Source organism: Falsiroseomonas oryziterrae (genome assembly GCF_021864505.1).
GTDB classification, from domain to species: Bacteria; Pseudomonadota; Alphaproteobacteria; order Acetobacterales; family Acetobacteraceae; genus Falsiroseomonas; species Falsiroseomonas oryziterrae.
Window position 1 is genome coordinate 1 of sequence record NZ_JAKJIB010000012.1, and the last position, 12,511, is coordinate 12,511.

The window sequence follows — 12,511 nt, forward strand, 5'->3', positions numbered from 1 at the left end:
CGCGGTGGGGCCGGGCCGGCGCACCGTGGCGGGCGAGTTGCCCTCACCGCTCGCGCCGCCGCCTGGCTGCGCCTTCCATCCGCGCTGCCCGCTCGCCGGCCCGCGCTGCCGCGTGGAGGCGCCAAGCCGCGTGCCGCTCGCGGAAGCCGGCCATTCCGCGGCCTGCCACCTGCATGACGGAGGCGTCGGATGAACGAGGCACCCGTGCTGCGCGGCGATCCCCGCTCCCGGGGGCTGGCCTTCGCGGCGCTCGGCAAGCCGCAGGAGACCGCCGTGCGCGCGCGCGCCGAGGAAGCACGGGAGTTCGCGCGCAGCAGGGACGCGGAAGGCTGGCTCACCACGCAGTGGCAGGCGCAACGCGCTTTGCTGCCGGAGATGGCGACCTTCATCGAGGCCACCGCCGAGGGACACGGCATGCCAGCCGAGACCCTCTTTGCCGCGCATCTCCGCTACGCGATCGAGGACCGTGCCGCCATCGTCGGCGAGCATGACGGCTGCTCCGCCTTCGCCATGGCGCGCCCCGATGGTGGCGTGCTGCTGGCGAAGAACCGTGACAACCCGCCGCCGCTGCGCCAGGTAGCCTCGCTGGTGCGGCAGGCTGATCCGGCCTGGGGCGGGCGGCAGATCCTCAGCGTCGGCAGCTTCGGCCACAGCCCGACCTGCTCCAGCGGCATCAACACCGACGGCCTCTGTCTGGCCGATACCGCGGTGCGCACCGCCGATCTCGGCATCGGGGCGCTGCGCTACTATCTGATGGAGGCGCTGCTGATCCGCTGCGCCGACGTCGCCCAGGCGGTCGCGCTGATCCGCGCCCTGCCGCATCTCGGCGGTGGAACGCTGGTGCTGGCGGACGCATCCGGCGCGCTCGCCGCCGTCGAACTCGGTCACCGCGTCACCCACATCGAACGCGGCGCGCGACCGGGTTGGGTCGCGCGCACCAACCACTTCCTGCACCCGGACACCGCGGCGCCGCTTCGCGAGCGACCGGGCAGCGTGCCCCGAACCAATTCCGAAGGCCGGCTCGACGTGCTGCGTAGCGCGCTGCGAGCGGACTTCTCAGCCGAAGACTGCGCCGCGCTGCTCTCCCGCCACGCGGATGGCGATCGGCCCGCGCTCTGCCGCCACGATCCTGCGACCTGGACCAACAGCTGCGCCGTCTTCGACGTCGCGGCCCGGCGCCTGCGTCTCTCGCACGGCCAGCCCTGCGAAGGCGCGTGGCGCCAGGCGCATCTCGATTCCCCGCCACCGAAAGGGCCCTGACCATGGCCGACGTCTCGATCCTCTGCCCGACCGGGCATCTCGGCTTCACGCCGCTCGAACCCGCCTCCTTCCGCGCCGGCTGCGCGCTGAAGCCGGACTTCATCATCGCCGACAGCGGCAGCTGCGACATCGGCCCCTACCCGCTCGGCGCCGACGGGCAAGCCAGCCCCGTCGCATGGCAGAGGCACGACCTCGAGATCATGCTGCTCGAGGCGCGACGGCTCGGCGTGCCCATGATCATCGGCTCCGCCAGCGACACCGGCACCGACCGCGGCGTGCGGCAGTTCGCCGACATCATCCGCGACATCGCGCGCGAGAACCGCCTCGCGCCCTTCCGCATGGCCACCATCTTCTCCGAACTGACGCGCGAGGAGGTGCTCGGCCGCATGCGGGCGGGCGCGCCCGTGCAGGGCCTCGACGGCCGGAGCGACGCCGACGAGGCGACGATCCTCCGGACCGACCGGATCGTGGCGGTGATGAGCGCCGAGCCGATCGCCGCGGCGCTGAAGGCGGGCGCCGAGGTGGTGATCGCCGGCCGGTCCTCGGACTGCGCGCTCTTCGCCGCGCCGCTGCTGAATGCCGGCATGTCGCCGGCCACCGCCTACTACGCCGGCAAGCTGATGGAATGCGCCTCCTTCTGCTGCGAGCCCTTCATGGGCAAGGAGAGCATTCTCGGCCGCATCAGCGAGGACGACATCCGCGTCACCGCCATGCATCCCGGCCAGCGCTGCACGCCGGCCTCGCTCGCCAGCCACGCGATGTACGAGCGGCGCGACCCGTTCCGCGAGTATGTGGCGACCGGCTACGTGGACATGAGCGCGGTGCGCTACGAGCAGTGGGACGAGAAGACCGCGCGCGCCACGGGCGCCCGCTTCGTGCCCTCTGCCACGCCGATGCTGAAGCTCGAAGGCGCGGGCAAGGTGGGGGAGCGGCGGCTGGCCATCGTCGGCATCCGCGATCCCTACACGATCGAGAACATCGACAAGGCGATGGACTGGGCGCGCGCGCGGCTCGCCGAGCGGTTCGGCCCGCCTGAGGCGGCGGGCTGGACGGTGCACTACCACGCCTATGGACGCGACGGCGTGATGGGCGCGCTTGAGACGCACCGCCCCGTGCGACCGCACGAGCTCGGCATCGTGGTGGAGACCGTCTGCGCCGACGCCAGGCGGGCCGAGGAGATCTGCGCGCTCGCCGCGCGCAACCTGTTCTATGCGCGGCTGGCGGAGGTGAAGGGGACCGCCGGCGCCGCGGCGCTCATGTCGGACGAGATCCTGGTCGGCAAGCCCGGCTACGAATGGACGCTGAACCACGTGCTGCCGGTGGCGGATCCGTCCGAGCTGTTCCGCACCGAATTCACCACCGTCGATGCCAGGATGAAGGAGGCCGCCTGATGCTCCGCAACATGCCGACGCTGCGCGACCTGGCCACGACCATCCGCAGCAAGAACGCCGGCGTCGACCACATCACCTTCGACCTGATCTTCCGCGAGCGCGCCAATTTCGAGCGCGTGCGCGACTCCGGCGTGCTGAGCCGCGCGAAGGTCGCGGCGCTGTACGGGATCCCGGAGGAGCGGGTGACGGACTTCGTGGTGTTCGAGCCGGCGAACGCCATCAAGTTCACCATCCGCCGTGCGCGGCCCTCGGGCAGTCCCGGTGAATCGGACGTGTTCGGGGCGCAGCAATACGCCCCGCTCTTCGCCATCGAAGTGCCTTGACGCACGTCCCGGCGGCGGCGGTCGTCGCGCCGAGACCCTCCGCGATCCCTGGACTCGCGGCAGAACCATCCGGGCGGGCGCCTCCTGCCCTGGATGGATCGGTGCAACGCCGGCGGACCGGCCGCGAGCCAGGCGCGTAACCTTGCGGAGGCCGCGGGCGTAGGGGAAAGGAGAGCTCGACACCGCCCGAAGGAACCCGCCTTGTCCGTCCGCAGCATCGCCCGGCCTGACGCCGGCCCCGCGAAGTTCCGGGATCCTGCCCTGACGGCGAAGGGGGAGCGCCGCGCGGTCGTCGCGCTGAAGGGGCTGCGGACGCTCTGGGTCAACACGGGCACGCTCTGCAACATCACCTGCGCGAGCTGCTACATCGAGAGCAGCCCGCGCAACGACGCGCTGGCCTACATTTCGCCCGCCGAGGTCGCCGCCTTCCTCGACGAGGCATCGGCACGCGGCGAGCCGCTGGAGGAGGTCGGCTTCACCGGCGGCGAGCCCTTCATGAACCCGGGCCTGCTGGCGATGCTCGCCGATGTGCTCGGGCGGCCCGGCCTGTCGGCGCTGGTGCTGACCAACGCGATGCAGCCGATGCGGCGCTACGCGCCCGGGCTTCTTGCGCTGCGCGACCGCTTCGGCACCGATCGCCTGGTGATCCGCGTGAGCCTCGACCACCATGACGCGGTGCTGCACGATCTGGAGCGCGGCGAGGGCAGCTTCGCGAAGACGCTCGAGGGCCTTTCCTGGCTCGTGCGCGAGGGCTTCGTCGTGCATGTCGCCGGGCGTCTCGGCTTCGGACCGGACGGGGAGGTCGCGATGCGCGCCGGCTACGCCTCGCTCTTTGCGGCGCATGGGATCCCGGTGGACGCCTGCGATCCCGTCGCGCTGATGCTCTTCCCCGAGATGGATGCGCACGCCGACGTGCCGGAGATCAGCGAGGCGTGCTGGGGCATCCTGCGCAAGTCGCCGGACAGCGTCATGTGCGCCTCGGCCCGCATGGTGGTGAAGCGCAAGGGCGCCGACCGGCCGGCCGTCGTCGCCTGCACGCTGCTGCCCTACGATCCGCGCTTCGAGCTCGGCGCCACGCTCGCCGAGGCCACTCGGCCGGTCGCGCTCAACCATCCGCACTGCGCGCGCTTCTGCGTCCTCGGCGGCGCCGCCTGCTCGCGGTGACGGCGCGCCCGATCCGTCGCCGGGCCCGAGCCGGCGAAGCGCAGGGCGGCCGGCCCCGGCGCCGGCGCGTCAGGATACCGGCTCGGGCTGCGTCGCGTTCGAGAAGAAGAGCTGCTCGCCGTTGATCCTGTAGCTCTCGATCGCGGCCTGGCCGGCGGGCGAGAGGATCCAGTCGATGAAGCGCTGGCCGTCGGCCGCCTTCACATGCGGATGGCGCCGCGGGTTCACCAGCATGACGCCGTACTGGTTGAGCAGCCGCGCGTCGCCTTCGACGAGAAGGCGCTGGTCCTGCCGATTGCGGAAGGAAAGCCAGGTGCCGCGGTCGGTCAGGACGTAGGCGCCCTGCGCGGCGGCGGTGTTCAGCGCCGGGCCCATGCCCTGCCCGACCTCTCGGTACCATTGGCCGCGGCCCTGAACGGGATCGACGCCGGCCATCCGCCACAGGCGCAGCTCGGCCGCGTGCGTGCCGCTGCGGTCGCCTCGGCTGATGAAGGGAGAGCGGGCGACGGCGATCCGGCGCAGCGCCTCGTTCGTGTCGCGCAGGCCCGCGATGCGCGCAGGATCGGCGGCGGGGCCGGTGATGACGAAGTCGTTGAACATCACATGCCGTCGCGGGCCGCCGAACCCCTCCGCCACGAAGCGTTCCTCCGCCGCGCGGTCATGCACGAACACCACGTCCGCATCACCGCGGCGGCCCACATCCAGCGCCTGCCCGGTGCCGAGCGCGATGACCCGCACCGCAATTCCGGTCTCCCGCGCGAAGATCGGCAGGATATGGCCGAACAGCCCGGACTGCTCGGTGCTGGTGGTGGAGGAGACGGTGATGAAGCGCTCCTGCGCCGCGGCGGGCAGGACAGCAGCGGCCGCGAGGGCCGCGGCGAGTAAGGTGCGTCGAAGCGTGCCGGGCATGCCTGTCTCCGGGTCTCGTCGTCGGACGTGGTCACCAGACCAGCTCGCCGCGCAGGAAGGCCGCGGCTTCCGGCGTGGCGGGTTCGGCGAAGAAGTGTGGGGCCGGCGCGTGCTCAGCGACGCGACCGCGGTGGACGAACACCACCTCGCCCGCCAGGCGCCGCGCCTGGCCGAGGTCGTGCGTCGTCATGACGATCTTGGTGCCGCGTGCCGCAAGAGCGAGGACGATCTCCTCGACCGCCTTCGTCGCCGTGGGGTCGAGGCTGGCGCAGGGCTCGTCGAGGAACAGCACCTCCGGATGCAGCGCGGCGGCGCGGGCCAGCGCGAGCCGCTGCTGCTCCCCGCCCGAAAGGCGACGCGCCGGACGGTCGGCGAGGTCGCCGAGGCCGACCAGCGCCAGTGCGTCGCGCGCACGCGCTTCCCGCTCGGTCCGCGCCACGCCCGCCAGATGCAGCGGATACACGGCATTGGCGAGCACGGATCGGCGCAGCAGCACGGGGCGCTGGAAGACCATCGCCTGCCGACGCGCCGCGAGGCCGGCCCAGGCGACGCGGCCTTCGGTCGGCGCGAGCAGGCCATGCAGCAGTCGCAGCAGCACGCTCTTGCCCGCGCCGTTCGCCCCGATGACGATCGTCGGCGCGCCGGCCTCGATGATGAGGCTCACGTCGCGCAGGATGCGCACGCCGCCTGCGGTGAAGCCGAGCCCCTCTGCGCGCAGCGGCAGGATGGTGTCGGGCGCGCGCATCAGCCCGCCCACCGCGCCGCCGCGTCGCGGAAGCCCTGCGCCAAGGCGTTCACGGTCACGACGATCGCCATCAGCACCATGCCGAGCGCGAGCGCCAGTGGCAGGTCGCCCTTGCTGGTCTCGAGCGCGATCGCCGTGGTCATCACGCGGGTGAAGCCTTCGATGTTCCCGCCGACGACCATCACCGCGCCGACCTCCGCCGCCGCGCGGCCGAAGCCGGCGAGCAGCACGGTCAGCAGCAGGAAGCGCCCGTCCCAGAGAAGTGTCGGCACGGCCCGCCACGGCCCGGCGCCGAAGGACCGCAGTTGCTCCGCATATTCCTCCCACAGCCCCTCAAGAACGCCGCGCGTCAGCGCGGCGAGGATCGGCGCGATCAGCACCGCCTGCGCGATCACCATGGCGGTCGGCGTGAACAGCAGGCCGAACGACCCGAGCGGGCCGGAGCGTGAAAGCAGCAGGTAGATCAGCAGCCCCGCGACGACCGGCGGCAGCCCCATCAGCGCATTCAGCACGACGATCACGCCGCCGCGGCCGGGAAAGCGCGCCACCGCGAGCAAGGCGCCGAGTGGCAGGCCCACCAGCGCCGCCACGGCCACCGCTGTGAGGCTGACCCTCAGGGATAGCAGCACGATCTGCGCCACCGCCGGATCGGCGGTCGCGATCAGGCCGATGGCCATCGAGAAGGCGCTGCCAAGGTCGTTCAATGCTGTCTCCCGGTGCCGCCTACTTGCTGATGGCAGGCCCAGGCGTCAATTCATCTGCGACCTTGACGCGGATGGTGAATCTGCCGGAATTTGCCGCCTGATGCCGGACGTGCTGACCATGAAGGAGGCAGCGGCGTGGCTCCGCCTGTCGGAGCGGTCGCTGTACGAGTTGGCGCGTAGCCGTCGGCTCCCCGCGGCCCAGGTCGGGGGGAAGTGGCTGTTCCCCCGCGCCCAGCTCGAGCGCTGGCTGGCGGCGCAGGCGGACGGGCCGGATGTCGCGCACCGGCTCGACCCGCCGCCGATCCTCGCCGGCAGCCACGATCCCCTGCTGGAGTGGGCGGTGCGGCAGTCGGGCTGCGGCCTCGCGATGCGCGCCGGCGGCAGCCTGGATGGCTTGGCGGAGCTCGCGGCGGGCGCGGCGCAGGTGGCCGCGAGCCATCTGCTGGACCCGGACAGCGGCGCCTGGAACGAGCCTGCCGTGCGCGAGATTCTCGCGCGACGCGCCGTGGTCGGCATCATCTGGGCCTGGCGCGAGCAGGGGCTGATCGTGCCCGCCGGCAATCCGCGGGGTCTTGCGCAGGTGCGCGACCTGACCGGCGGCGTGCGCGTCGCCGGGCGGCAGCCGCGGGCCGGGAGCCATGTGCTGCTGACGCATCTGCTGACGGAGGCCGACGTCAGGCTGGAGCAGGTTGCCTTTCTGCCGGAGCCCGCCCTGTCGGAGGACGAGGTCGCGGCGGCGGTGGCCGAGGGCCGCGCCGATGCGGGCTTCGGCATCCGTGCAGAGGCTGCGGCGCGCGGGCTTGGCTTCGTGCCCCTGATCCGCGAGCGCTTCGACCTCGTGATGGAGCGGCGGCACTATTTCGGGGAGCCGGCGCAGGCGCTGCTGGCGTTTGCGCGCGGGCCCGCCTTCGCGGCGCGGGCGACCCGCATGGGTGGCTACGACGTGGCCGAGATGGGCGCGGTGGCGTTCAATCTCTGAACGTTGCGCGGCATGGCCGACAGAACACGGGACGATGCTCGTCCGTCGAAGGCCGCTCGTCGCCGGTGATGAGGCGGCGGATCGGCGCGGTCACCGGCGCAGGATCGGCGTGAGGCCGTGCCGATCGGCGGCGGGGGGCCAGAAACAACAAAGGCGCCAACCTCGCGGTCAACGCCTTGGCTCTGCAAATCAAGATGGATGCGGGGACCCGCATCGGCTTATGCCGAACATTGCTGAGGAGCCGGGACAGAAGGCAGCTGGCTTCTTGTTGCTGAGGTTCAGTGGCATGGGGCGCGCGCTTGGAAGCGTCGGCACCGGCGTCCTCTCGCGGCGTCGGTTACCGGCATCCACGGCGGGATTCTTCGCTATGTCGCGGCGCGCCGGAGCCGAGACTTCGGGCAGTGGCTTCAGTCGCGTCCCGGTGCGGTCCCTTCAAGCATAGCTCGGACCGCAGCCAGATCGGCGACCAGGGAATCGAGGAAGGCGCGCACATGCGGCACTCCACGCGCTTCTTCCCGCACGACAAGCCAGAGGTCGCCGCCGATCCCGGGGACGGGCGGGAAGCAGCGCTGCAAGGCAGGCTCGCGATCGCCGATCATGCAGGGCAGCGCCGCGAGCCCGATTCCCGCCACTGCCGCCGCAGTCATGTTCGTCAGGCTGCCGCTGCGCGAAACCACCTCGACGCCCGCTGCCGCCTCCTCCAGCCAGCGCACGCCGGCGATCTTTGCCACGCTCCCCTCGCCGCCGATCACCGCATGGCCGCCGATCTCCGCCCGGCTGGTCGGGACGCCGTGCCGCATCGCGTAGTCGCGCGCGCAATAGATCGTCCAGGGCAGATGGCAGATCCGGCGGACCGCCACGCCCACGGCTTCCGGCTGGCGCCCGGCCCGCAGCGCCACATCCGCCTCGCCCCGGGCGAGCTCGAGCGCGCGGTCCGTGATCGTCACCTCGACACGGATCCGAGGGTACGCCTCGCGGAAGCGCGCAAGGAACGGCGTCAGCACGGCGTTGGCGATGGACTCGTTGGTCGTTGCGCGCAGCCGTCCGGACAGCATGCGCCGCTCCGCTTCCAGCGCCCCCTCCAGAGCGCGCACCTCCTGCTCCACCCGCTCGGCCAAGGCGAGCAGCCGAGCGCCCGCCTCGGTGAGCCGGTAGCCTGCCTGCCGGCGCTCGAAGAGCTGCATGGCTGTCGCCGCTTCCAGCGCGGCGATGCGCCGTGCGCAGGTGGTCTGATTCACCCCGAGCGCGCGCGCCGCGCCGAGCGTGCTCCCGGCCCGTGCCACCGCGAGGAAATGCCGCAGGTCGTCCCAGTCGCGCATGCGCTCCATTCTGCATTTCTGCCGAATGAGGTTGCAACCTCTCGGATTGAGGTGGGCCCCCTCCGGCGTGTCATCTGCGCCGCGTCAACAACGCCGGAGGGATCTCTCCCATGAAGCTCCACTATTTCGATGGCTCGACGACCTGCCGCCCGATCGTGATGTTCGCCGCCGAGGCCAGGCTGCCCCTTGAGCTCGCCCCGGTGGACCTCTTCACCGGCGAGCACCTCGCCCCGGGCTACACCGCAAAGAATCCGAACCAACTCGTCCCGCTGCTCGAGGAGCAGGACGGCTTCCTGCTGACGGAGTGCTCGGCAATCCTGAAGTACCTCGCCGACCGCGTAGGGCACCCGGCCTGGCCGGCCGAGCCGCGCGCGCGGGCGCAGGTGAATGCCCGGATGGACTGGTTCAACACCGGCTTCTATCGCTGCTTCGGCTACGGCGTCGTCTATGCGCAGCTCTTCCCTGACTACGGCTTCGCGGACCCGACCATGCAGCGCGAGGCGCTCGCACGTGCGACGCGGAAGTCCGAACGCCTGTTCGGGATCCTGGACGCGCACATGCTGGCGGGGCCGGGCTCCTTCCTGGGCGGTTCGGAGCCCGACCTGTCCGACTACCTCGGCGCGGCCTATGCGACGGCCGGCGAGTTGGTGGGCTGGGACATGGGGCCCTGGCCGCGGGTCGAGGCCTGGATCGCCGCGATGCGTGCGCGCCCGGCCTGGGCGGGCGCAAACGCCGGCTTCGAGGCCTGGCGCGATCAGCTCCGCGCGAGCGCTGCGTGATGGCCGTCATGGGCGCTATCACCGGCTTCCATCACGTCGCCTTCCGCTGCCGCGACACCGGCACGACACGCGCCTTCTATGAGGGCGTGCTCGGCCTGCCGCTGGTCAAGGCGATCGCGATCGACGGCACGCGGGCGCTGCACACCTTCTTCCGCCTCGGCGATGGCAGCTTCCTCGCCTTCTTCGAAGCGCCGGAGCAGGCCTTCGAATTCCGCGCGCAGCACGATTTCGATCTACACGTGGCGCTAGAGGTCGCGCCGGACGCGTTAGGCCCGCTTGTCGAGCGCGCGCGCGCCGCAGGCGTGGAGGTGCGCGGACCGGTGGACCACGGCATCATCCGCTCGGCCTATCTCCGCGATCCGGACGGCTACGTCGTCGAACTCGCCGAGCGCAGTCCCGGCCATGACGCGGCGCTCGATCCGGCACGCAACGGTGCCCGCGAGACGCTCGCGGCATGGCAGCGGCGGAAGCCGATCGGCGGCTTGGCGAGCTGCTGCACCGGACCATCCCGCCATTGCGACAGCTCGGTCGGCCGCAAAGCGCCCCTTCGCAGGCATGGCGAACTTGAAAAAAAACGTGGCCGGGATCCGCAACTGGCGTCGTCCACGCCGAAGGGGTGAATACGACCTTCGCCGTTTCCGAGTTGCCTCGCACAGCGGAGGGAGTACGGCTGGATTCAAACCGTCTGCACCGCGCGACCTGGTGAGACGCGAGTCCGTGGCCTTCCAATCGGGAGTTGCCCGGAGCCGCGGCTGTCTGGCCCGCGTTGCTACGGGATGCCGTTGTCGCCATGTTCGCGGAAGCCGGGCCGCTCGCTGAGGCGGCCGAACCAGGCCTCGACCGCTGGGAGGCGAGGCCGCTCCATCGGGGTCATGCGCCAGCGATTGGCCGAGAGGCCGAGCACGATGTCGGCGAGCGTGAAGCCCGTGCCCCCCACAAAGGCGCCGGTTTCCGCAAGGCGCGCGTCGAGGATCCCCATCGCCGCGTTCCAGGCCTGCACGCTCGCCGCGATCCGCTGCGGATCGGCATGAGCCGCATCGCGTCGCACGAGACCCATGAATGCGCCCCGCCAGGCGCTGTTGAGGTCGGTGGCCTGCCAATCCATCCATTGTTCCACCCGCGCCCGCGCGGCCGGGCTCGTCGGCAGCAGGTCGGACCGCCCAGCGGCACCGGCGAGGTAACGGCAGATCGTGTTGCTCTCCCACAGCACGGTCTCGCCATCTATCAGGACGGGCACTTGCCCGTTGGGGTTCAGGGCAAGGAATGCCGGGGCGCGGGTATCAGCGAAGCCGCTTCCCCAATCCTCCCGGGTGAAGGGGCGGCCGATCTCGACGCAGGTCCAGAGGACCTTGCGCACGTTGATCGAGGAGGACTTGCCGAGAATCCGCAGCATCGTTGCGCTCCCGAACGCAGGACCGAGGCCCGCCGCGATTGCAGGTCAGATATACTGACCTAAATCTCCAACGGCCGTCCATGCATCCCTAGCCTGTCCGCCAAGCCTCGCCCCGCCTGGAGGATCGCCGTGAGCCATCACCCGACGACGGACCCGTCCCGACCGGATCCCATGAGCTTCGGCCGCGGCCTGTCGGCTGGCCTCGGGGTCAACCTGCTCGTGCCATCGGTGGCGGAGGCTGTGGGGTTTCAGACCGCGGTCCTCGGGGCGATCGCGACATATGCCGAAGAGCAGTTCGCGGTGATGCGGTGCGAGGCGGCGCTCTGGCTGCTGCATAGCGACCATGCCTATCGCCGCCACCCTTTCTCCGCCTCGGTGCGCGGTCTCGAGGCGCGAGGCGGGGGTGTCGAGCTCCGCCTCTACGGCCAGGATCCGGACGCCGCGGAAGCACGGGCGCGGGACTACGGCGCACCGGTCATCGCAACGGCCGAGGACAAGCCGCATGGCCTGCGTGAGGCCTACCTTCTCGACCCTGCCGGCTATGTCTGGGTCCCGTGCCGGCCAATCTGAGCTGACAGCCGGTCTTCCCTTCGGGAGAACACGCATGGACGTGCAACACATCGCAGCCTTCGCCATGGACGGGACGGGCGGCAACCCTGCCGGTGTTGTGCTGCTCGACGCGCTGCCCGAGGCGGCGGCGATGCAGGCGGTCGCGGCAGACGTCGGCTATTCGGAGACGGTGTTCGCGGCACCCGTGCCGGGCGGCTGGCGCGTTCGCTACTTCGCTCCGGCGATGGAGGTGCCCTTCTGCGGCCACGCCACCATCGCGCTGGGTGCCGCTCTCGCGCGGCAGGCTGGCGAGGGCGTGCATCGCCTTCTGCTGAACGAGGCTGAGATCACCGTCGAGGGCCGTCGCGAAGGCGGGCAGTTCGTTGCCACGCTGGTCTCCCCGCCCACTTGGCACGAGGCGGCCCCCACCGCATTGATGGAGAAGGCGCTGGCGCTGTTCGGCTACGCGCCCGAGGAGCTCGACCCGCGGGTGCCGCACGCGCTGATCGGCGCCGGGGCTCGCCACCTGCTGCTGGCGCTCTCCTCGCGCGAACGCCTGGCTGCCATGGCGTATGACATCGCGGCGGGCGCGGCGCTGATGCGCGACGCCGGCCTGGTCACCATCATGCTGGTCCAGGCCGAGAGCCGACAGCGCTTCCATGCCCGGAACGCCTTCGCAGCCGGAGGTGTCGCCGAGGATCCCGCAACCGGTGCTGCCGCCGCCGCATTTGCCGGTTATCTGCGCGCGCTGGGCTGGCCGCATGGCGGCGGCATCGAGATCCTGCAGGGGCAGGACATGGGCATGCCTTCACTGCTCCGCGCCGAGATCACACCCGGCGCAGGCAGCGGCATCCGCGTCTCGGGCGCAGCGAGGCTCTCCGCCGATCCGTTGCCGTTGCCCCGGTGGCGCCCGGCGCATGGAGCCGGAACCGCGGTCGCAGAGAATCAGCCCTCAAGCTGACAACCGGAGTGATCCACCGAAGCGTTTTGCTTCAG

Annotated in this window: 15 protein-coding genes; 10 read left to right on the plus strand and 5 right to left on the minus strand. The window is 71.3% G+C overall.

The features are described from left to right. The 5 genes from L2I40_RS02415 to L2I40_RS02435 all read left to right on the plus strand — a co-directional run. The coding region (locus L2I40_RS02415; RefSeq protein ID WP_372490986.1) for an oligopeptide/dipeptide ABC transporter ATP-binding protein at positions 1–193 on the plus strand (193 nt) is incomplete at its 5' end. Beyond that, positions 190–1,260: a C45 family autoproteolytic acyltransferase/hydolase gene (locus L2I40_RS02420; protein ID WP_237213263.1), complete on the plus strand. Its 1,071-nt coding sequence runs from the start codon at positions 190–192 to the stop codon at positions 1,258–1,260. The genes L2I40_RS02415 and L2I40_RS02420, both read left to right, overlap by 4 nt. A gap of 2 nt (positions 1,261–1,262) precedes the next feature. After that, positions 1,263–2,651, plus strand: a complete 1,389-nt coding sequence (locus L2I40_RS02425) for an acyclic terpene utilization AtuA family protein (protein WP_237213264.1) — start codon at positions 1,263–1,265, stop codon at positions 2,649–2,651. Beyond that, the gene (locus L2I40_RS02430; RefSeq protein WP_237213265.1) at positions 2,651–2,974 is read left to right on the plus strand and encodes a DUF4387 domain-containing protein; all 324 of its coding nucleotides are present in this window, start codon (positions 2,651–2,653) and stop codon (positions 2,972–2,974) included. The genes L2I40_RS02425 and L2I40_RS02430 overlap by 1 nt, the downstream gene beginning before the upstream one ends. A 201-nt stretch (positions 2,975–3,175) precedes the next feature. Then, positions 3,176–4,138, plus strand: a complete 963-nt coding sequence (locus tag L2I40_RS02435; protein ID WP_237213266.1) for a radical SAM protein — start codon at positions 3,176–3,178, stop codon at positions 4,136–4,138. Positions 4,139–4,207: 69 nt separating this feature from the next. Here L2I40_RS02435 and L2I40_RS02440 read toward each other — a convergent pair whose 3' ends face one another. From L2I40_RS02440 to L2I40_RS02450, 3 genes are read right to left on the minus strand one after another with little or no spacing between them, the layout of a single operon-like run. Then, positions 4,208–5,047 (minus strand): substrate-binding domain-containing protein, encoded by an 840-nt coding sequence (locus L2I40_RS02440; RefSeq protein ID WP_237213267.1) that lies wholly within the window; start codon positions 5,045–5,047, stop codon positions 4,208–4,210. Between the two features lie 31 nt (positions 5,048–5,078). After that, on the minus strand, positions 5,079–5,792 hold the full coding sequence (locus L2I40_RS02445) for an ATP-binding cassette domain-containing protein (protein WP_237213268.1): 714 nt from the start codon (positions 5,790–5,792) through the stop codon (positions 5,079–5,081). Continuing rightward, a complete protein-coding gene (locus L2I40_RS02450) occupies positions 5,792–6,496 on the minus strand; it encodes an ABC transporter permease (protein ID WP_237213269.1) in 705 nt (234 codons plus the stop codon). The genes L2I40_RS02445 and L2I40_RS02450 overlap by 1 nt, the downstream gene beginning before the upstream one ends. Before the next feature lie 100 nt (positions 6,497–6,596). On the opposite strand from L2I40_RS02450, the gene L2I40_RS02455 reads away from it, so the two are divergent. After that, positions 6,597–7,475 (plus strand): helix-turn-helix transcriptional regulator, encoded by an 879-nt coding sequence (locus L2I40_RS02455; RefSeq protein ID WP_237213270.1) that lies wholly within the window; start codon positions 6,597–6,599, stop codon positions 7,473–7,475. Between the two features lie 407 nt (positions 7,476–7,882). Here L2I40_RS02455 and L2I40_RS02460 read toward each other — a convergent pair whose 3' ends face one another. Beyond that, positions 7,883–8,794: a LysR family transcriptional regulator gene (locus L2I40_RS02460; RefSeq protein ID WP_237213271.1), complete on the minus strand. Its 912-nt coding sequence runs from the start codon at positions 8,792–8,794 to the stop codon at positions 7,883–7,885. 110 nt (positions 8,795–8,904) lie between these two features. Here L2I40_RS02460 and L2I40_RS02465 point away from each other — a divergent pair, with 110 nt between their 5' ends. Both L2I40_RS02465 and L2I40_RS02470 read left to right on the plus strand, forming a co-directional pair. After that, positions 8,905–9,573: a glutathione S-transferase family protein gene (locus L2I40_RS02465; RefSeq protein WP_237213272.1), complete on the plus strand. Its 669-nt coding sequence runs from the start codon at positions 8,905–8,907 to the stop codon at positions 9,571–9,573. An 8-nt stretch (positions 9,574–9,581) separates the two neighbouring features. Further along, positions 9,582–10,193 carry a VOC family protein gene (locus tag L2I40_RS02470; protein ID WP_237213273.1) on the plus strand — a complete coding sequence of 204 codons (612 nt, stop codon included), beginning with the start codon at positions 9,582–9,584 and terminating at the stop codon, positions 10,191–10,193. Between the two features lie 149 nt (positions 10,194–10,342). Here L2I40_RS02470 and L2I40_RS02475 read toward each other — a convergent pair whose 3' ends face one another. After that, entirely contained in the window at positions 10,343–10,966 is a 624-nt protein-coding gene (locus tag L2I40_RS02475) for a glutathione S-transferase family protein (RefSeq protein ID WP_237213274.1), read from the minus strand. A gap of 171 nt (positions 10,967–11,137) precedes the next feature. Between L2I40_RS02475 and L2I40_RS02480 the strand changes: the two genes are divergently transcribed. Next, the gene (locus L2I40_RS02480) at positions 11,138–11,536 is read left to right on the plus strand and encodes a VOC family protein (RefSeq protein WP_237213275.1); all 399 of its coding nucleotides are present in this window, start codon (positions 11,138–11,140) and stop codon (positions 11,534–11,536) included. Positions 11,537–11,570: 34 nt separating this feature from the next. Further along, positions 11,571–12,476 (plus strand): PhzF family phenazine biosynthesis protein, encoded by a 906-nt coding sequence (locus L2I40_RS02485; RefSeq protein ID WP_237213276.1) that lies wholly within the window; start codon positions 11,571–11,573, stop codon positions 12,474–12,476. Positions 12,477–12,511 lie beyond the last annotated feature (35 nt).